Consider the following 18,233-nt stretch of genomic DNA (forward strand, 5'->3'; position numbering starts at 1 on the left):
AGTTTATGAAAAGCTTTAATTATATATTTTTATTCTTTTTATTAATTTCTTGTAACTCTATTCATGAGGAAAACTTTGAAATATTAAAAGGTGAATGGCAAGTCACAGAATTTTATCACAAAGATGAAAATTTAAGTTTAAAAGGGCGTTATTTAATTGGTTTTGAGAATAATAACCATTCATGGATAACTAAAATTGAAGATAGAACAAATGATTTTGTGTCTTTAGATTATAGAATCTATAAAGAAATAGATAGTTTAAGGATGATTATTCAAAATTCTGAAGACTCAAGATTTGATGGTGTTTATGATTTATATGTTGATACAATTCAAAAATTTGATTACCAACAAATTATTGAAATAACGCTTGATAGTGAAAATACTTATTTCAAAGCTATCAGACTTAAAAATAAATAATTAGATCACTTCACCCTTGTAACCGTCAAGCCATCTCTTATTGGCAGTAAAACCGTTTCTACGCGTTCGTCTTCGTTAATTAATTTATTATATTCTACTAAAACTTTTGTACTTAAGTCTTTTGGGTTTAATTCTTCCAATACTTTTCCACTCCACAACACATTATCTGATAAAATAATGCCGCCTGGGTTCATCATAGGAACAATCATGTTAAAATAATTAATGTAGTTTTCTTTATCTGCATCAATAAAAACCAAATCAAATTTTTTATTTAAAGTGGGAATGATTTCTAAAGCATCACCTAAATGTCCTTTTATTTGACCAGCATATTCAGATGCTTCAAAATATTTTTGTTGAAAATCAAATAACTCTTCATTAATGTCAATTGTATCTAAAAATCCGTCTTTTTGCATTCCTTCTGCTAAACACAAAGCAGCATAACCAGTATAAGTACCAATTTCCAAAATATTTTTCGGATGGATAATTTTCGAAAGCATGCTCAAAACTCTACCTTGAAAATGTCCACTCAGCATTCTTGGTTGAAGTATTTTCTGGTGTGTTTCGGTATTTAATTTCGCTAAAAGTTCTGGCTCTTTTTGGCTATGATTGGCTACGTAATCTTCTAATTCTTCCGATATAAAATGCATGATGATTCAAATTTTAAACAAAAATACAAATTCCAACACTTCTAACTTCTAATTTCTGAATTCTAATTTCTAAATTCCTAACTTTGCACCATGCAAATTACAAAAAGAGACATACGCGCTTTAACAAAAGAACAATTAAGAGATTTTTTTGTTGAAAACGGAGATAAAGCTTTTCGTGGAAATCAGGTGTACGAATGGTTGTGGAGTAAAAGTGCACATACATTTGAAGACATGACTAATGTTTCCAAAGAAACACGTGCAATGTTGGAAGCAAATTTCGTAATCAACCACATTAAAGTCGACACTATGCAACGCAGTTCAGACGGAACCGTGAAAAATGCAGTTCGTCTTCATGATGATTTAATTGTAGAAAGTGTGTTGATTCCAACAAATACTAGAACTACTGCTTGTGTTTCAAGTCAAGTAGGTTGTAGTCTAGATTGTAATTTTTGTGCAACTGCTCGTTTAAAACGTATGCGTAATTTGCAACCCGATGAAATTTATGACCAAGTTGTTGCTATAGATAAAGAAAGCCGTTTGTATTATAACCGTCCGTTATCCAATATTGTTTTCATGGGAATGGGCGAACCTTTAATGAACTATCCAAATGTTTTTAAGGCCATCGATATGATTACCTCTAACGAAGGTTTAGGAATGTCTCCAAAGCGAATTACTGTTTCTACTTCTGGAGTTACAAAAATGATTAAGAAAATGGCTGATGATGAGGTAAAGGTTAAGTTAGCTGTTTCTCTACATTCCGCTATTGAAGAAATCAGAAACGAAATAATGCCTTTTACCAAAAGTTTTCCGTTGCCCGAATTACGTGAAGCATTGGAATATTGGTACCAAAAAACAAAAAGTAAAATTACGTACGAATATGTAGTTTGGAAAGGAATAAACGATAATAAAGAATCGATTGATGCCTTGGTGAAATTCTGTAAATACGTTCCGTGTAAAGTTAATTTAATTGAATACAACGCAATTGATGATGGCGATTTCCAGCAAGCATCTGAACAAGCAACAAATGATTATATTAACGCTTTAGAACGAAACGGAATTGTAGTTAAAGTTCGTAGAAGTAGAGGTAAAGATATTGATGCGGCTTGTGGGCAATTGGCTAATAAATCATAAAATTGAACAAGCATTCTGATTAATTCTGTATTTTTGAAAACTGAATGAAAATTGTAGAGCAAATAAAACAACCTATCGCAAATGAGATGGAACTTTTTGAAAAGAAGTTTCACGAATCGATGTCTTCAAAGGTTGCGCTCTTAAATAGAATTACTTATTATATCGTTAACCGAAAAGGGAAACAAATGCGACCTATGTTTGTTTTTCTAACAGCCAAAATGGTTGGCGATGGAACTGTAAATGAACGTACTTATCGTGGTGCTTCGGTAATTGAATTAATTCATACAGCTACTCTGGTTCACGATGATGTAGTTGACGATTCGAATAAACGAAGAGGTTTTTTCTCAATTAATGCACTTTGGAAAAATAAAATTGCTGTTTTAGTGGGCGATTACTTGCTTTCTAAGGGCTTATTGCTTTCTATAGATAATAACGATTTCGATTTGCTGAAAATCATTTCAGTTGCAGTTCGTGAAATGAGTGAAGGCGAATTATTGCAAATTGAAAAAGCACGTCGACTTGACATTACCGAAGATATTTATTACGAAATCATTCGTCAAAAAACTGCTACTCTTATTGCGGCTTGTTGTTCTCTTGGTGCATGTTCTGTAATTCCAGATAATAAAGAAGTGGTCGAAAAAATGCGAAAATTTGGAGAACTTATTGGAATGGCTTTTCAAATTAAAGATGATTTATTCGATTATACGGATGATGCCATTGGTAAACCAACAGGCATAGATATTAAAGAACAAAAAATGACCTTGCCTTTAATTTATGCTTTGAATAACTGTTCTAAAAAAGAGAAAAGTTGGGTAATTAACTCGGTTAAAAATCATAATAAAGACAAAAAACGAGTTAGAGAAGTAATTCAGTTCGTTAAAGACAAGCAAGGTTTGGTGTATGCCGAACAAAAAATGGTTCAGTTCCAACAAGAAGCATTAGCTTTAATTCAAGATTTTCCAAATTCTCCCTATAAAGATTCGTTAGTTTTAATGGTGAACTACGTAATTGAAAGAAAAAAATAATTTTTTTTTTAAATTATATACAACCATTTTAAATTCATTCTCGTCTATATAAATAGAAGGCAATACTTCAACTGTAATTACAAGTGAGATAACAATTATTTGAACTTGAAATTTGAACTTGAGCTTTGAAATAGAAACATGAAAGTAATTCAATTACATCAACAAGAAAAGAAATTAATAGCATTGGCTGTCGAAAATAATCGACAAGCACAACAGCATATTTATACTCAATTTTCTCCAAAAATGTTAAGTGTCTGTAGGCAATATGTTAAAGATGTACATAGAGCTGAAGATGTTATGATTACTGCTTTTATGAAAGTATTTACCAATTTAAAAAAGTTTGAGCACAACGGAAGTTTTGAAGGTTGGATAAGGCGAATTATGGTGAATGAGTGTATTGATTTTATAAGAGTTAAGAGAAATATTTTCCAGCATAACGAAATCGACGATTTGATAACAAGTGAATCTGAAGATGTTGAAGAAATAGAAGATTTTTCGGTAGATGATATACAGTTGTTAATTGATAATCTGCCAGAAGGATATAAATTGGTTTTTAACCTTTATGCAATTGAAGGATATAAACATAAGGAAATAGCAGAAAAACTCAATATTAAAGAAGGAACGTCAAAATCACAATTGGCAAATGCAAGAAAACTACTTCAAACACAAATTGTAGCACTTAAAAGTAAAGAAAATGGAACTAGATAAAAACATAAAAAACAAACTGAATACGAGAGAAATTCAGCCAAGCGCAAATTCTTGGGACAGGCTTGATGCTATGTTGTCTTTAGAAGAAAAACCTAAGAAAAAAGCATTTCCATTTTATTATGTTGCCGCTTCTGTTTTATTTGCTTTAGGTTTTACGTTTTGGTTTGCCAATCAGAGTTCAGAAATTATCATTCCACAAAATAAAGGAATTGTAATTACAGATGATAATACTTCTTCACAATCTGATACAATTGAAAATTCAAAACAAGAAATAATTGTAAAAGGTGAAATGAATACTGTTGTTTTAGTTCAACAAGAAGATAATTTAGCTGATAAAAATGCTCCAAAATTACTTTTAAATAAAAAGAAAAGTATAGTTGTAGAAAATTCAAAACTTGCTGTTTCTGAAAATAAAATTCAAAAAAGTAATAAAGAGAATCGATTTATATCTCCAGAAAAACTTCTAGCTTCTGTTGAAAATGAAACTCAAAAAGAAACAAGTATAGCCGTTTCAAATCCAAATAAAAATTCTGTAAAAGTAAATCCAAATTCATTATTATCTTCTGTTGAAGGTGAAATTGATGAAGAATATAGGGAAACAACATTAGATAAATTAAAAAGAAACTTTAATCAAGTTAAATCGGCAGTAGCCAATAGAAATTATGAATAATCATCAATCAAAAAACAAACAGTTATGCAAAAAATTATTTTATACACAGCAATAGTGTTAGTTGCTTTTGTAACTAAATTAAACGCTCAAGAAGTTGCGGCTCTAGATCCATCAGCAGGTTGGAGTGAAAGACAAACCGTAGAAGGAAGCTATAAAATGCAAATTCAAAACGTTACTATTGGAGATAGACAAAATGTTTCCTCAATTAAATCTATTGAAAAGAAAGTTGAAGGATTTGGGAACATCATGAAATCAATTAAACCAGATTTGTATTTGGGAAAAACAGTTAGGTTAACAGGTTATATTAAAAGTGAAAATGTAAAATCTTGGGCAGGTTTATGGATGCGAACAGATTATTACAAAAGTAAAGTTCTTTCTTTTGACAATATGCAAAATCGCGGAATAAGCGGAACAACAGATTGGGCTAAATATGAAATTGTTTTATTTGTTCCTCAAGATGCTACGGTAATATCTTATGGCGCTATATTGGTTGGAACTGGTCAAATTTGGTTTGACGACATTAAGCTTGAAGTAGTTGATGATGCTATTCCAGAAACTGGAAGTATTAAAGGAAGAGATGTAAAGCAAATTTCATTTGAGACAAGAGCCGAGGCTATTGCAAATCAAATTGAAATGATTACAACCGAGGAGAAAAAAGCCTTAAAACAGGAAGTAAAAGCTATTGATGATCAGGTTGAAAGCGGAAAAATTTCTAAAGAAAAAGGAGATGAATTGAAACTTTCTATTGCAACTGAAAGGGCTAAAAACATTGAAACTCAAGTTGCAGTTGAAGAAGAAAAATTAGCGCAGTTGGTTAAAGATAAAGTAGACGGAAAGTTTGCTGAAGATAAAACTAAGGCTAATAAAAATGGAGGAACGCGAATTGTTTTTGGAGGAAGTAGCAAAGATAATTTAGGTGATTACCAAACAGAAATTAATTTGTCATCCTTAAAAGTGTATAATGGGAAAAAGGATTATTTCGAAAAACAATCTAAAAGAACAACATCGCAATTTGTATTTGCTGCGGGATTAAATAATGTAGTCACAGAAGGCGAGAGTTTGAATGGATCAGATTTTAGAGTTTGGGGTTCTCATTTTTACGAATTGGGATTAACGTATAATTCTAGAATTTTTAAAAATCATAATTTATTACACGCAAAATACGGGTTGTCGCTTATGTATAATAATCTAAGAGCTACAGATAATCGTTATTTTGTAGAGTCAGGAAATCAAACCAATTTGCAAACTGCAAGTGTAAATCTTGATGAATCACGTTTTCGTAGTGTGTTTTTTGTGGCGCCAGTACACTTAGAATTTGATTTTTCAGGAAAAAGAACAGATAAAGAAGGTAATTCATATTTTAAAACACACGATTCATTTAGATTAGGGATTGGAGGTTATGGAGGAGTTAGAGTAAAATCAAAACAAATTCTTAAATATGAAGAAAATGGGAATGATATCAAAATTAAGGAGAAAGGAGATTTTAATGCTTCAGATTTTACGTATGGTTTAAGTGGTTATATTGGTTATGGCTCAACAAGTTTATATCTAAAGTATGACATTAATCCTATGTTTAAGAACAATAATATAGATCAAAACAACGTTTCATTAGGTATTCGTTTCGATTTCAATTAAGTAATTCGTTAGTTATAATTTTAAAAAGTGTTTTATTAATTTAAAGCACTTTTTTTATTTAAGTTATTGAATAACTTTACAACTTTGTATCTTTGAAGTGTTCCAATTTAAATCTAAATTTTTGATTTCAAAAACCACCATAGAAAATGTATTTGAAACTGCTCGAGTAGAGGAGGTTATTGGCGATTTTGTAAATTTAAAACGTGCAGGTTCTAACTTAAAAGGATTGAGTCCTTTTGTAGATGAAAAATCACCTTCTTTTATGGTGTCACCTGTTAAGCAAATTTGGAAAGATTTTAGTTCTGGTAAAGGCGGAAATGTTGTAACTTTTTTAATGGAACACGAGCACTTTACGTATCCAGAAGCGATAAAATTTTTAGCAAGAAAATACAATATTGAAATTGAAGAAACCATACAAACCGATGAAGAAGCTGTAATGGCAAATGAAAAGGAAAGTATGTACTTGGTTTCTGAATTTGCTCAAAAATACTTTCACAATACATTATTTAATACTGAAGAAGGTAAGGCAATCGGACTTTCTTATTTTAAAGAAAGAGGTTTTACTTTAGAAACAATTAAGAAATTCGGATTAGGTTATTCCCCTGAAACTTGGGATGCTTTTACAAAAGAAGCGCTTGGAAAAGGTTATAAATTAGAATATTTAGATAAAACCGGACTTTCAATTGTTAAGGAAGATAAACAGTTTGACCGCTTTAAAGGTCGTGTAATGTTTCCTATTCAAAGTATGAGTGGTCGTGTCTTAGGTTTTGGAGGTCGAATTTTAACCAATGATAAAAAAGCGGCCAAATACCTAAATTCTCCAGAAAGTGATATCTACCACAAGAGTAAAGTACTTTACGGAATTTTTCACGCTAAACAAGCAATTGCCAAACAAGATAATTGTTATTTGGTAGAAGGTTATACCGATGTTATTCAGTTCAATCAAGCGGGAATTGAAAATGTAGTAGCTTCCTCTGGAACAGCATTAACACCTGATCAAATCCGATTAGTAAGTCGTCTGACTAAAAACATTACGGTGCTTTTTGATGGAGATGCAGCTGGTTTGAGGGCTTCGGTTCGTGGTATTGATTTGATTCTAGAAGCAGGAATGAACGTTCGTGTTTGTGCTTTTCCTGAAGGAGAAGATCCTGATAGTTTTGCTAAGAAATTACCTTATGAAGAATTGGTAAAATACCTTGAGGAAAATGCAATGGATTTTATTCAGTTCAAAGCTTCCATGTTAATGAAAGAAGCTAAGAATGATCCTATTAAAAAAGCCGATTTAATTAGAGATATGGTTATCAGTATTTCTAAAATTTCCGATAGAATTAAGCGTGAAATATATATTCAAGAATGTTCAAGAATTATGGATATTTCTGAACAGGTATTGTTTAATACTTTGGCACAAATGGATAAGAAAGACCTTTCTGATGCCAATAAAAAGTTTAAAGAAGAACAAAAAACGTTTGATGTTGTTAAGAATACAGAAGATTCTTCAAAATCAAAAATCGACATTCAATTTGAATTAGAACATATTATCATTCAAATATTACTGCTTTACGGAAATGTTGAAGAAGAATTTGATGACGTTATGTTAAAGCCAGATGATGAAGGCGAATTAAAAGAAGTTGTTGAAAAAAATAAAGTTAAGGTTTATCAAAGAATATATTTGAGTCTGCAAGAAGATGAAATAAATTTATCTAATCCATTATTTCAAAAAATATATAAAGATTTGATTGATTATTATAATCAAAATGAAACATTTATTTTAGAGCAATATTTAATGCGTTTGGACGAAGATATTGCACAAGAAGTTACAACTGTTTTAATGAATGAAGAACGAGAAGTACTTCATAATTGGGAATCGCAAAATATTTTTGTAAAGCAAAAAGATGCTTCAATTGCTCAATATGTAACTGAAACTATATTAACATTAAGATGGTATTGGGTAAATAATATTATTGACGATTTAAAAAACCAATTAGGCTCAAACGAATCTGGTGACAATTCAGAATCACTATCAATGGTAATGGATTATTTAGGTCTTACCAATATGTTTTCTCAAAAATTGGGAAGAGTTATGAGTAGGTATTCTTAAATAATCTCTAAACTTTTTGCTTTGTTTAGTAAATCTACCAAGTTAGTAACACTTAATTTAGCTAACAATCGTAATTTGTATGTGCTAATTGTCTTTTCATCTAACCCAAGTATCTGAGCAATTTCCTTATTCTTTTTACCGTCATTTAAATAACGTAAAACTTCAATTTCTCGAGTGGATAACTTTTTAAATAAACGATCAGATTTTTTACCCTTTTTAAGCTCTTCAATTGTTTTCTTAACTTCGTCGCTAAAAATTACTACACCGTTATTTACACGAATAATAGTAGTTTCAATTTCTTTTAAAGAAACAGTTTTAAGTAAATAAGCAGACACACCCGCTTTTATTGCAGTAGGAGCATACATCTTTTCAGAAACCGAGGTAAAAAGTATGATTTTAGAATCAGGATATTCCTTTATTAAAGATTTTATATCCCTAATACTTGATAAGCCTTCTAACTCTATGTCTACAACAATTACATCAATAGATTTAGATTGCAAAGAGTTTTGTAATGAGTTAAAATCATTTACGGAAGCAACAATTTCAATGGAATTACTGTTATTAAAATATGATTTAATTCCATGTTGCACTACAGGGTGGTTGTCGGCAATACATACTTTTATCATAACTTCAATTGGTTTTTTTGGGTAAATAGCATATCAAAGTTAGTGAAAAAAAACGTAAATACTTGTTAAATAATTAGATATTCTTTATTTTTTTAGGAATTTCACAAACAGGTATAGGTTGCATTTTGTGTTGGTTAATTCTATTGAGTCTTTCGTAAATTTTAAAAACAACAGCTTCTCTGCCTTCAAAATTGCTTTCTGTTTTTCCAGTTTCCATTGCTTCCATAGCCCATTCTAATTCGTCGTAACTTGCGCCCAGTTGGTCTTCGTCACTTCTGTCATCACCAAATAGACCATCAGTTGGTTTAGCAACTATAATACTGTCTGGAACTTTTACATATTTTGCGAGCAAACGAACTTCGCTTTTCATTAAATCGGCAATCGGACTAATATCAACTCCACCATCGCCATACTTAGTATAAAACCCAACTCCAAAATCTTCTACTTTGTTTCCGGTTCCAGCAACTAAAAAACCATTCAATCCAGCATGATAATATAAAGTTGTCATTCTAAGTCGAGCTCTTGTGTTTGCTAAAGTTAAATTTAATGCCGCTTCGTTTTCTGAGCTTGGAACTTGATTTTTAAAAATTTCAAAAACAGGAGTTAAATCTGTTCTGTCATTGGTAACTTTTGGAAACCTTTTCTTTAACTGTTCAATGTGCTCGTTTGCTCTGCTAACATGACTTTCAGCTTGATGAATTGGCATTTCAACACATAAAGTTGGTAAACCAGTCATAGCACAAAATGTTGAGGTTAATGCGCTATCAATTCCTCCTGAAATACCAACAACAAAACCTTTTACTCTCGCATTAGTAGCGTAGTCTAGAAGCCATTTTACAATATGTTGGGTTACTTTTTCTGAATTGAAATTTGTGGAATTTGTCATTTTTTTATGAAAATTTATTATACTATAAATGTATCTTTGCGTTCTTAAGCTTGTGAGTTAGCTTTCAAATTTTGATAAAATTAAAAATAAATATCGAAGTAGTATGAATAAACTTTTAATTTTAAGTCTTACACTTTTGCTTTTTTCTTGTAAAAAAGAAGACAAAGTAGAAGAAGAAGTGGCTAAAATCCCTGTAAAATTTAATGTTGAACGATTTGACAAAGTGTTTTACGAATCAAATCCAGAAGATTTGTCTAAGATTAAAGCAGAATATCCTTTCTTTTTTCCAGAAGGAAATGAAGATACGGTTTGGATTAATAAATTAAATAATCCTTTACTTCGCGAGCTATACAGCGAAGTGCAAAATAAATATTCAAATGTTGGTCCTTTAGAAGCTGATTTAACCAAATTGTTTGGATACGCACAATATTACTTTCCAGAATATAAAACACCACGAGTAATTACTTTAATTAACGAAGTGGATAAAGAAGCAAAATCAATCTATGTTGATACATTGGCAATTGTAGCTTTAGATTGTTATTTAGGTAAAGAGCATCGTTATTATAAGGATTTTCCAGAATATGAAAGAATTGGTTTTAATGAAAATCAAATTCTTCCTGATTTGGTAAACAGTTTCTCATATAATAAAGTGGCGCCACCAACCAATAGAAGTTTATTAGCATTAATGATTTATAAAGGAAAACAGTTATACCTAAAAGATAAATTATTACCTGATTATTCAGATGCAGCGAAAATTGCTTATACCGATTCTCAAATTCAATGGTGTAAAGAAAATGAATACCAAATGTGGAGCTATTTTGTTGAGAACAACATATTGTTTGAAGCTAACATGAAAAATGAATTCCGATTCATTAACAATGCACCTTTTTCTAAGTTTTATTTAGGTTTAGATGCTGAATCTCCAGGAAGAGTAGGTCAATGGTTAGGTTGGCAAATTGTGCGCAGTTATATGGAAAACAACGACACTTCACTAAAGGAAATGCTTGCTTTAGATGCAAAAACAATATTCGATAAATCAAAATACAAACCAGCAAAGTAATGGCAAATACAACCTCAGAAATAAAATTCGTAGTAGAATTAGACGAAAATAGAATTCCAGAAAAATTAAAATGGTCAGCTCAAGATGGAGGAGTTGATAATGAAGAAGCAAAAGCAATGATGGTTTCAATTTGGGATTCGAAAGCATTAGAAACACTTCGTATTGACTTATGGACAAAAGACATGCCTGTTGATGAAATGAAGCAATTTTTCCATCAAACATTAGTAGCAATGTCAGATACTTTTAATCGCGCTACTGACGATGAAAAAATGACAGCAACCATGAAAGATTTCTGCGATTATTTTGCAGAAAAAATGGAGTTGACGAAGTAGTATTTATATTTGAATTTTATTGAAAATAAAAAAAGCCTAGTTGTTGAATGATTAGGCTTTTTTTATATGTATTTTTTTGGTTTTAAATAAAGCTATCATTCTCTTTAAAAACCACTTGATTGATCTCGTCAATATAAGTAAGAATTTCTTCTCTTCCTGTTTTATCTGTAGATGAGGTAATGAAATATTGGGGCATTTCTGCCCAATTATTAGCCAATAACTTTTTAGTATAAGCGGCAACATTTTGTTGCGCTTTTACTTTACCTATTTTATCTGCTTTAGTAAAAACAATACAAAATGGAACTTCAGTTTCGCCTAAATAAGTAATAAATTCTAAATCAATTTTTTGCGCTTCAAGTCTAATGTCAATCAAAACAAAGGCACAAACCAATTGCTGTCTTTTTTCAAAATAATCAGTAATAAATTTTTGAAAAACTTCCTTCGTTTTTTTAGAAACTCTAGCGTATCCATAACCTGGTAAATCAACTAAATACCAGTTCAAATTAATTTTAAAGTGGTTAATCAATTGTGTTTTTCCTGGTCTTCCAGATGTTTTTGCTAAACTTTTATGGTTTGTCAACATGTTGATTAAAGAAGATTTACCAACGTTTGATCGGCCTATAAATGCGTATTCTGGTAAAGGCTCGTTAGGGCATTTATCAACTTCAGAATTACTTATTACAAATTCAGCAGTATTTATTTTCATCTGTTTGTTTTTTAAAACGACTGTTATTTGCGTTTTATAATTTATGACTTACTAACCAATTTTCTAGAATTTCATTGAATTTGTCTGGATGCTCCATCATAGCAGCATGTCCGCATTTTTCAATCCAAAATAATTCAGAATTAGGAAGTAATCTATTGAATTCTTCCGCAACTTCTGGAGGGGTAACTTTATCGTTTGCTCCCCATATGATACATGTTTGAACATGCATTTTCGGTAAGTCGGCCGCCATATTATGTCGTATTGCACTTTTAGCAATAGTCAGCGTTTTTAAAAGTTTCATACGGTCATTTACAGTAGCAAATACTTCATCAACCATTTCTTTTGTAGCAACATTTGGGTCGTAAAACACATCTTCAGCTTTCTTTTTTATGTACTCGTAATCACCTCTTTTCGGATAACTTTCGCCCATTCCACTTTCGTACAAACCAGAACTACCTGTTATTACAATTCCTTTTACAAGTTCAGGGTAAGATTTAGCAAAATACAACGCAATATGACCTCCAAGCGAATTTCCAAGTAAAATGGCCTTGTCAATTCCCATATGAATCATAAAGTCTTTAACGTATTTTGAAAACGCCTTAACATTTGTTTTTAAAATATTCTGTGTGTATAATGGTAACTCAGGAATAATTACTTTGTATCCCTTTTCAGGAAAATAATTAGCTACTCCATCAAAATTACTCAATCCTCCCATTAACCCATGAAGTACTATAATTGGCTTACCCTCTCCGACTTCAAAATAGGTGTATTTTTTGTTTTTTATCAGCATAAAATAATTTCAAATTAAGTTTCTGAAATTTTGACAAATATAAGACATTATATAGGAATAAAAAGCATTTAAAAAAAACTAATTAATTGAATGTGTTGGTGTTTTTTTTGATGTATAAACTATTAGTTTTCAACAGTTTTGAGTTCTTATTTGAGTTTTTAAACAAAAAATCATTAAATGCAACTTCTTTAATAATTCGCTGTTAACCTATGTGTTTTGAGCGTTTGCCCTTTTTTTTAAATTATTATAGTTCTTTGAGTGTGAAAACTTATTAACAAAGTGGGGTTTTGTGGTAAAATGTGGTAAATATTTTTTAAATTTGTCAATATTCTAAACAAAACTATTAATTGGATACGATTACGGGAACATATGAATGTAAAGCTGATGCGAAAGGAAGATTGATGCTGCCTGCTTCGCTGAAGAAACAGTTCAAGTCATTGGAGGATGGTTTTGTGCTGAAGCGTTCTGTGTTTCAGCCTTGCTTGGAACTTTATCCTATGAAAGAATGGAATGAAATGATGATGAAGGTGAATAAATTAAATCGTTTTGTAAAAAAGAACAACGATTTTATCAGACGATTTACTGCGGGTGTTAAAACTGTTGAGATTGATGCTGCAGGTAGATTGTTAATTCCAAAAGACTTGTTGGTTTTTTCTAAAATTGAAAAAGAAATTGTGTTGTCTTCGGCAATCAATATCGTTGAAATTTGGGATAAAGATTTATATGAAAATGCAATTGAGAATGCTACTGATGACTTTGCTGATTTAGCAGAAGATGTAATGGGTAATTTATTTGAAAATGGAGATGGAATATCATAATCCGGTATTGTTAAAAGAAACAGTTGATGGTTTAAATATTAAGCCAGACGGCGTTTATGTTGATGTTACTTTTGGTGGTGGAGGTCATTCAAGAGAAATTATGTCGCGTCTTGGTGAAGGTGGAAGACTAATTGCTTTTGATCAAGACGAAGATGCTTTAGTGAATGCTATTGATGATAGTCGATTCTTGTTAATCAATGAAAATTTCAGAAATATTAAGCGATTTCTTCGTTTTCATGGGTTAAAAAAAGTTGATGGAATTCTTGCTGATTTGGGTGTTTCTTCTCATCAATTTGATGTTGCAGAACGAGGTTTTTCTACTCGTTTTGAAGCTGATTTAGACATGAGAATGAGTCAAAAGGGAGAACTTAGTGCTTATGATGTTGTAAACGATTATGAAGAGCAAGATTTAAGACGTGTTTTTTATGATTATGGAGAATTAAAAAATGCAGGCGGACTTGCTGCGGCTATTGTTAATTTTAGAAAAGAAGGTAAAATAAAAAGTTCTGAAACTTTAAAACAAGTGCTTTCTCGTTTTTTACCAGCTCATAAGAGTAATAAAATTTTAGCACAGATATATCAAGCAATCCGTATTGAGGTTAATCAAGAAATGGATGTTTTAAAAGAATTTTTAGAACAATCCTTAGATGTTTTAGAAGTGGGAGGTAGGTTAAGTGTGATATCTTACCATTCTCTTGAAGACAGACTAGTTAAGCGTTTTGTGAAAAATGGTTTGTTTGAAGGGGAACCTGAAAAAGACTTTTATGGAAATTTTAATGTTCCATTCAAAACTATTGAAAAATTAATCGTACCATCAAGTGAAGAAATAGCTATTAATAACAGAGCTAGAAGTGCAAAATTAAGGGTTGCAGAAAAAAAATAATCAACTATGAAGAAAGGTGTTTATAGTTTATTGAAAGCAAAATTTCTTGTAAGTGATGATGCTCTAAAAAACTGGAAGTTTATTGTTTTCCTGGTTTTTTTAGCTATGATAATGATTGCAAATAATCACAGATATGATGCTAAAAATTATAGAATCACTGAGTTGACAAATACAGTAAAAGAAAAAAGGTCACAATTTGTAGATAGACGTTCTGAGTTAATGAAGTTAAAGATGGAGTCAACAGTTTCGAAAAAAATGGAAGAAAAATTAATTTTTCCTTCTTCAGTTCCTCCAACAAAAATTGTTATCAAAGCAAATAAAAAAGAAACTAAAAGTTTTATAGATAAGTTGAAAATATGGCAGTAGCAGAGAAAAAAATCTCTTACCGTATGTATCTAGTAGTCTTCATAATTTTTATGATGGCTGTTCTTGTTATGATAAAGCTAAATAATATTCAGTGGGTTGAGGGTGATAGCTTGAGAAAACTTGCCAAAGAAAGAACGGTTAGAAACTTTACTATTCCTGCTAATAAAGGGAATGTGTATTCTTCAGATGGGAGTTTGTTGGCAACGTCAATTCCTGAATATGTAATTCGATTTGATGCCTTGTCGCCAAGTGATAAAGATTTTAATGAAAACATTAATGCTTTAAGCGATTCTCTCGCGGCTTATTTTGGAAAAAGTTCTGGTTTTTACGAAAGCAAATTGATGAAAGCAAGAGCAAATAAAAATAGATATTTTTTAGTAGCAAGACAATTAAGTTATTCTGATTATTTACGATTTAAAAAATTCCCTTTATTTGTTAAAGGACCATATAAAGGAGGTTTAATTGTTGAGCAAAAAACAGTTAGAGAGCATCCAATTGGTAAAGTTGCTCAAAGAACCATTGGTTATGAAAGATCTGACAATGATGGAAAAGGTTTGGAGTATGCTTATAGAAAATATTTAAATGGGGTTAATGGGCATAGAATGATGCAGAAAATTGCAAAAAATCAATGGAAGCCTATCAATGATAATAATGAATTAGAACCACAAGACGGATTAGATATTATTTCTACAATCGATGTTTATATACAAGATATTGCGCATCATGCATTGTTAAAGCAATTAGAATATTATGAAGCAGATCATGGCTGTGTTGTGGTAATGGAAACTAAGACTGGAGAAATCAAAGCAATAGCTAACTTAGGTAGAGCTAAAGATGGGAGTTATTATGAAACCCAAAATTATGCCGTTGCTGAATCTCATGAGCCTGGATCAACATTTAAACTGTTGGATTTAATTGCTTTGTTAGATGATAAAAAAGCAGATACAAGTAGTGTTTATGATTCTAATGGAGGTGTTATTGAGTTCTATAAAAGGAAAGTTAGAGATTCTCATAAAGGAGGTTATGGAAAAATATCTTTAGCGAAAGGTTTTGAGGTTTCTTCGAATACAATTTTAGTTCAGGCTGTTTATGATGCTTATAAAGATAATCCAAAACAATTTGTAGATAGGATAAATAGTTACGGATTGAACAAGCCGCTAGGTTTGCAGTTAATAGGTGAGGGGAAACCAATAATTCATCAGCCAGGGACTAAGGGCTGGAGTGGAGTTTCGTTGCCCTGGATGGCATTTGGGTATGGTGTTTCTTTAACTCCTTTACAAACGTTGTCGTTGTATAATGCAGTTGCAAATGATGGTGTTATGGTTAAACCGCTCTTTGTAAAGGAAATTAAAGAGTGGAATACAACAGTTAAAAAATTTGAAACAGAAATTATTCACCCTAAAATAGCTTCCGATGAGACTTTAGATAAAGTCCGAAAGGTTTTAGAGAATGTTGTAAAAAAAGGTACCGGTTCAAAATTATATTCTAAAGATTTTTCAATGGCAGGTAAAACAGGAACTGCTCAGGTAAATTATAAAGACAAATCAAAGCTTTTTTATGCTTCTTCATTTGTAGGTTATTTTCCTGCTGATCAACCTAAATATTCTTGTATAGTAGTAGTGCATAAGCCTAATGTATCAGCAGGTTATTATGGTGCTGATGTTGCGGGTCCAGTTTTTAAAAGAATTGCTCAAAAAATATATACAGATTCTCCTCCTACAAATCATATTAAAAATATTGATGCTAAAGTAAATTCTTTAGAAAGCAATTATGCTTCTTATTATAAAAGGACACAGATAGAATCTTCAGTTGTGCCTAATGTAAAAGGTATGGTTGCAATGGATGCAATTGCTTTGCTTGAAAACTTAGGATTATCAGTTGAATTAAAAGGAAGTGGAAGAGTAAAAAGCCAGTCCATACAAGTTGGTGAGCAGATTTCAAAAAATCAGATAATAATACTAGAATTAAAGTGAAAATATTAAAAGACATATTATACAAAGTAAGTATTGAGGCTGTTAAAGGGGCGACAGATATTGCTGTAAATAAAATTACATTCGATTCAAGAGCAGTTGAATTAAATGATGTTTTTGTGGCAATAAAAGGAAGTCATTCAGACGGTCATGATTATATCGAAAAGGCATTAAGTTTAGGTGCTACAGTTGTTATATGTGAATTTTTTCCTAAGGTTATTGTAAATGGTGTTACTTATATTCAGGTAAATAATACTAATGAAGCTTTGGCTTTTATTGCAGCAAATTATTACCAAAATCCGTCTCAACAACTTAAACTTGTTGGAGTTACGGGTACTAATGGAAAAACAACTATTGCGTCTTTACTCTACCAAATGTTTAAAAATGCAGGGTATAAAGTGGGTTTGCTTTCTACGGTGAAAATTATGGTCGATGAGACTGAATATAAAGCAACACACACAACCCCAGATTCACTAACAATTAATAGATTTCTTGAAGAAATGGTAGAGTTAGGTTGTGAGTTTTGTTTTATGGAAGTTAGCTCTCACGGTATTCACCAAAAAAGAACAGAAGCATTAGAGTTTACGGGAGGAATTTTTACCAATTTATCTCACGATCATTTAGATTATCATAATTCATTTGCGGAATATAGAGATGTTAAAAAAACTTTTTTTGACCAATTATCTAAATCGGCTTTTGCTATAACAAATGTTGATGATAAAAACGGGGCAATTATGCTTCAAAACACTAAGGCAAGAAAAGTCTCTTATGCTTTAAAATCTTATGCTGATTACAATGCACAAATTTTAGAAAATCAATTTACGGGTTTATTACTTAAAATAAATAGCAATGAGGTTTGGTCAAAGTTAATAGGCTCATTTAATGCTTATAATTTATTAGCCATTTTCGCTACTTCTATAGAATTAGGAATTGAGGAACAAGAAGCTTTAAGATTGTTGTCAAACTTGGAAAGTGTTTCAGGCCGTTTTCAATATATTATCTCTAAAGGAAAAGTAACTGCAATTGTAGATTATGCACATACACCAGATGCTTTAGAAAATGTATTAAATACTATTGAAAATATACGAACAAAGAACGAACAATTAATCACAGTTGTTGGTTGTGGGGGAGATAGGGATAAAACAAAAAGGCCTTTGATGGCAAAAATAGCTTCTAATTTGAGTGATAAAGTAATTTTTACTTCAGATAATCCTAGAACAGAAGATCCAAACGTAATTATTGAAGAAATGGAGCAAGGAGTGGAGCCTCACAATTTCAAAAAAACAATGTCTATTTCAGATAGAAAACAAGCAATAAAAGCAGCTTGTCAACTAGCAAATGAAAATGATATTATACTAATTGCGGGTAAAGGACATGAAACGTATCAAGAAATAAATGGTGTTCGCCATGATTTTGATGATATGTTTATAGTAAAAGAAATGTTGAATCAACTAAACAAATAATAA

The 18,233-nt window shown here is 31.1% G+C and carries 19 protein-coding genes; 14 read left to right on the plus strand and 5 right to left on the minus strand.

The genetic code is table 11. The features are described from left to right. Positions 1 to 5: 5 nt before the first annotated feature. A complete protein-coding gene (locus ACQ65T_RS05615) occupies positions 6 to 416 on the plus strand; it encodes a hypothetical protein (RefSeq protein ID WP_430400114.1) in 411 nt (136 codons plus the stop codon). A 5-nt stretch (positions 417 to 421) separates the two neighbouring features. Here ACQ65T_RS05615 and ACQ65T_RS05620 read toward each other — a convergent pair whose 3' ends face one another. Then, on the minus strand, positions 422 to 1,063 hold the full coding sequence (locus ACQ65T_RS05620) for an O-methyltransferase (protein ID WP_430400115.1): 642 nt from the start codon (positions 1,061 to 1,063) through the stop codon (positions 422 to 424). A 90-nt stretch (positions 1,064 to 1,153) separates the two neighbouring features. Here ACQ65T_RS05620 and rlmN point away from each other — a divergent pair, with 90 nt between their 5' ends. The 6 genes from rlmN (at position 1,154) to dnaG (ending at position 8,330) form a co-directional block, all read left to right on the plus strand. Beyond that, positions 1,154 to 2,194 (plus strand): 23S rRNA (adenine(2503)-C(2))-methyltransferase RlmN, encoded by a 1,041-nt coding sequence (gene rlmN, locus ACQ65T_RS05625; protein WP_430400116.1) that lies wholly within the window; start codon positions 1,154 to 1,156, stop codon positions 2,192 to 2,194. Positions 2,195 to 2,238: 44 nt separating this feature from the next. After that, positions 2,239 to 3,219, plus strand: a complete 981-nt coding sequence (locus tag ACQ65T_RS05630) for a polyprenyl synthetase family protein (RefSeq protein ID WP_430400117.1) — start codon at positions 2,239 to 2,241, stop codon at positions 3,217 to 3,219. Positions 3,220 to 3,357: 138 nt separating this feature from the next. Then, positions 3,358 to 3,927, plus strand: coding sequence for an RNA polymerase sigma factor (locus ACQ65T_RS05635; protein WP_430400118.1), 570 nt, complete (start codon positions 3,358 to 3,360; stop codon positions 3,925 to 3,927). Further along, positions 3,914 to 4,597, plus strand: a complete 684-nt coding sequence (locus tag ACQ65T_RS05640; protein WP_430400119.1) for a hypothetical protein — start codon at positions 3,914 to 3,916, stop codon at positions 4,595 to 4,597. Before ACQ65T_RS05635 ends, ACQ65T_RS05640 begins: the two co-directional genes overlap by 14 nt. Positions 4,598 to 4,621: 24 nt before the next feature. Then, the gene (locus ACQ65T_RS05645) at positions 4,622 to 6,232 is read left to right on the plus strand and encodes a hypothetical protein (protein ID WP_430400120.1); all 1,611 of its coding nucleotides are present in this window, start codon (positions 4,622 to 4,624) and stop codon (positions 6,230 to 6,232) included. Between the two features lie 121 nt (positions 6,233 to 6,353). After that, complete coding sequence (dnaG, locus tag ACQ65T_RS05650) at positions 6,354 to 8,330, plus strand: DNA primase (RefSeq protein ID WP_430400121.1); 1,977 nt, start codon at positions 6,354 to 6,356, stop codon at positions 8,328 to 8,330. On the opposite strand, the gene ACQ65T_RS05655 is transcribed toward dnaG, so the two are convergent. Both ACQ65T_RS05655 and nadE read right to left on the minus strand, forming a co-directional pair. After that, positions 8,327 to 8,956 (minus strand): response regulator, encoded by a 630-nt coding sequence (locus ACQ65T_RS05655; protein ID WP_430400122.1) that lies wholly within the window; start codon positions 8,954 to 8,956, stop codon positions 8,327 to 8,329. The two genes, dnaG and ACQ65T_RS05655, sit on opposite strands and share 4 nt — an antisense overlap. 73 nt (positions 8,957 to 9,029) lie before the next feature. Beyond that, positions 9,030 to 9,842 (minus strand): NAD(+) synthase, encoded by an 813-nt coding sequence (gene nadE, locus ACQ65T_RS05660; RefSeq protein ID WP_430400123.1) that lies wholly within the window; start codon positions 9,840 to 9,842, stop codon positions 9,030 to 9,032. Positions 9,843 to 9,945: 103 nt separating this feature from the next. Here nadE and gldB point away from each other — a divergent pair, with 103 nt between their 5' ends. Then, positions 9,946 to 10,902, plus strand: a complete 957-nt coding sequence (gldB, locus tag ACQ65T_RS05665) for a gliding motility lipoprotein GldB (protein ID WP_430400124.1) — start codon at positions 9,946 to 9,948, stop codon at positions 10,900 to 10,902. Beyond that, entirely contained in the window at positions 10,902 to 11,234 is a 333-nt protein-coding gene (gldC, locus tag ACQ65T_RS05670; protein ID WP_264560413.1) for a gliding motility protein GldC, read from the plus strand. The genes gldB and gldC overlap by 1 nt, the downstream gene beginning before the upstream one ends. 82 nt (positions 11,235 to 11,316) lie before the next feature. Here the strand turns inward: gldC and yihA are convergent, their stop codons facing one another. After that, entirely contained in the window at positions 11,317 to 11,940 is a 624-nt protein-coding gene (gene yihA / locus ACQ65T_RS05675) for a ribosome biogenesis GTP-binding protein YihA/YsxC (RefSeq protein WP_264560414.1), read from the minus strand. A 34-nt stretch (positions 11,941 to 11,974) separates the two neighbouring features. Next, positions 11,975 to 12,730, minus strand: a complete 756-nt coding sequence (locus tag ACQ65T_RS05680) for an alpha/beta fold hydrolase (protein WP_430400125.1) — start codon at positions 12,728 to 12,730, stop codon at positions 11,975 to 11,977. Positions 12,731 to 13,077: 347 nt separating this feature from the next. Between ACQ65T_RS05680 and mraZ the strand changes: the two genes are divergently transcribed. The 5 genes from mraZ to ACQ65T_RS05705 are packed head-to-tail and all read left to right on the plus strand — an operon-like array spanning position 13,078 to position 18,230. Then, positions 13,078 to 13,548 carry a division/cell wall cluster transcriptional repressor MraZ gene (mraZ, locus tag ACQ65T_RS05685; protein ID WP_430400126.1) on the plus strand — a complete coding sequence of 157 codons (471 nt, stop codon included), beginning with the start codon at positions 13,078 to 13,080 and terminating at the stop codon, positions 13,546 to 13,548. Then, positions 13,535 to 14,431 (plus strand): 16S rRNA (cytosine(1402)-N(4))-methyltransferase RsmH, encoded by an 897-nt coding sequence (gene rsmH, locus ACQ65T_RS05690; RefSeq protein WP_430401334.1) that lies wholly within the window; start codon positions 13,535 to 13,537, stop codon positions 14,429 to 14,431. Before mraZ ends, rsmH begins: the two co-directional genes overlap by 14 nt. 6 nt (positions 14,432 to 14,437) lie before the next feature. Then, a complete protein-coding gene (locus ACQ65T_RS05695; protein WP_430400127.1) occupies positions 14,438 to 14,797 on the plus strand; it encodes an FtsL-like putative cell division protein in 360 nt (119 codons plus the stop codon). Then, a complete protein-coding gene (locus tag ACQ65T_RS05700) occupies positions 14,788 to 16,770 on the plus strand; it encodes a penicillin-binding protein (protein WP_430400128.1) in 1,983 nt (660 codons plus the stop codon). The genes ACQ65T_RS05695 and ACQ65T_RS05700 overlap by 10 nt, the downstream gene beginning before the upstream one ends. Continuing rightward, positions 16,767 to 18,230, plus strand: coding sequence for a UDP-N-acetylmuramoyl-L-alanyl-D-glutamate--2,6-diaminopimelate ligase (locus ACQ65T_RS05705; RefSeq protein WP_430400129.1), 1,464 nt, complete (start codon positions 16,767 to 16,769; stop codon positions 18,228 to 18,230). The genes ACQ65T_RS05700 and ACQ65T_RS05705 overlap by 4 nt, the downstream gene beginning before the upstream one ends. Positions 18,231 to 18,233 lie beyond the last annotated feature (3 nt).

It is taken from the genome of Flavobacterium sp., assembly GCF_965284515.1.
GTDB lineage: Bacteria > Bacteroidota > Bacteroidia > Flavobacteriales > Flavobacteriaceae > Flavobacterium.

What these genes read in the sequence shown, in the direction of transcription:
- gldC (WP_264560413.1), top strand. Translation starts at nt 10,902, where the DNA reads ATGGCAAATACAACCTCAGAAATAAAATTCGTAGTAGAATTAGACGAA.
- rlmN (WP_430400116.1), top strand. Translation starts at nt 1,154, where the DNA reads ATGCAAATTACAAAAAGAGACATACGCGCTTTAACAAAAGAACAATTA.
- yihA (WP_264560414.1), bottom strand. Translation starts at nt 11,940, where the DNA reads ATGAAAATAAATACTGCTGAATTTGTAATAAGTAATTCTGAAGTTGAT.
- ACQ65T_RS05620 (WP_430400115.1), bottom strand. Translation starts at nt 1,063, where the DNA reads ATGCATTTTATATCGGAAGAATTAGAAGATTACGTAGCCAATCATAGC.
- ACQ65T_RS05630 (WP_430400117.1), top strand. Translation starts at nt 2,239, where the DNA reads ATGAAAATTGTAGAGCAAATAAAACAACCTATCGCAAATGAGATGGAA.
- ACQ65T_RS05635 (WP_430400118.1), top strand. Translation starts at nt 3,358, where the DNA reads ATGAAAGTAATTCAATTACATCAACAAGAAAAGAAATTAATAGCATTG.
- gldB (WP_430400124.1), top strand. Translation starts at nt 9,946, where the DNA reads ATGAATAAACTTTTAATTTTAAGTCTTACACTTTTGCTTTTTTCTTGT.
- ACQ65T_RS05695 (WP_430400127.1), top strand. Translation starts at nt 14,438, where the DNA reads ATGAAGAAAGGTGTTTATAGTTTATTGAAAGCAAAATTTCTTGTAAGT.
- ACQ65T_RS05645 (WP_430400120.1), top strand. Translation starts at nt 4,622, where the DNA reads ATGCAAAAAATTATTTTATACACAGCAATAGTGTTAGTTGCTTTTGTA.
- ACQ65T_RS05615 (WP_430400114.1), top strand. Translation starts at nt 6, where the DNA reads ATGAAAAGCTTTAATTATATATTTTTATTCTTTTTATTAATTTCTTGT.
- ACQ65T_RS05680 (WP_430400125.1), bottom strand. Translation starts at nt 12,730, where the DNA reads ATGCTGATAAAAAACAAAAAATACACCTATTTTGAAGTCGGAGAGGGT.
- rsmH (WP_430401334.1), top strand. Translation starts at nt 13,535, where the DNA reads ATGGAATATCATAATCCGGTATTGTTAAAAGAAACAGTTGATGGTTTA.
- ACQ65T_RS05640 (WP_430400119.1), top strand. Translation starts at nt 3,914, where the DNA reads ATGGAACTAGATAAAAACATAAAAAACAAACTGAATACGAGAGAAATT.
- nadE (WP_430400123.1), bottom strand. Translation starts at nt 9,842, where the DNA reads ATGACAAATTCCACAAATTTCAATTCAGAAAAAGTAACCCAACATATT.
- ACQ65T_RS05655 (WP_430400122.1), bottom strand. Translation starts at nt 8,956, where the DNA reads ATGATAAAAGTATGTATTGCCGACAACCACCCTGTAGTGCAACATGGA.
- ACQ65T_RS05700 (WP_430400128.1), top strand. Translation starts at nt 14,788, where the DNA reads ATGGCAGTAGCAGAGAAAAAAATCTCTTACCGTATGTATCTAGTAGTC.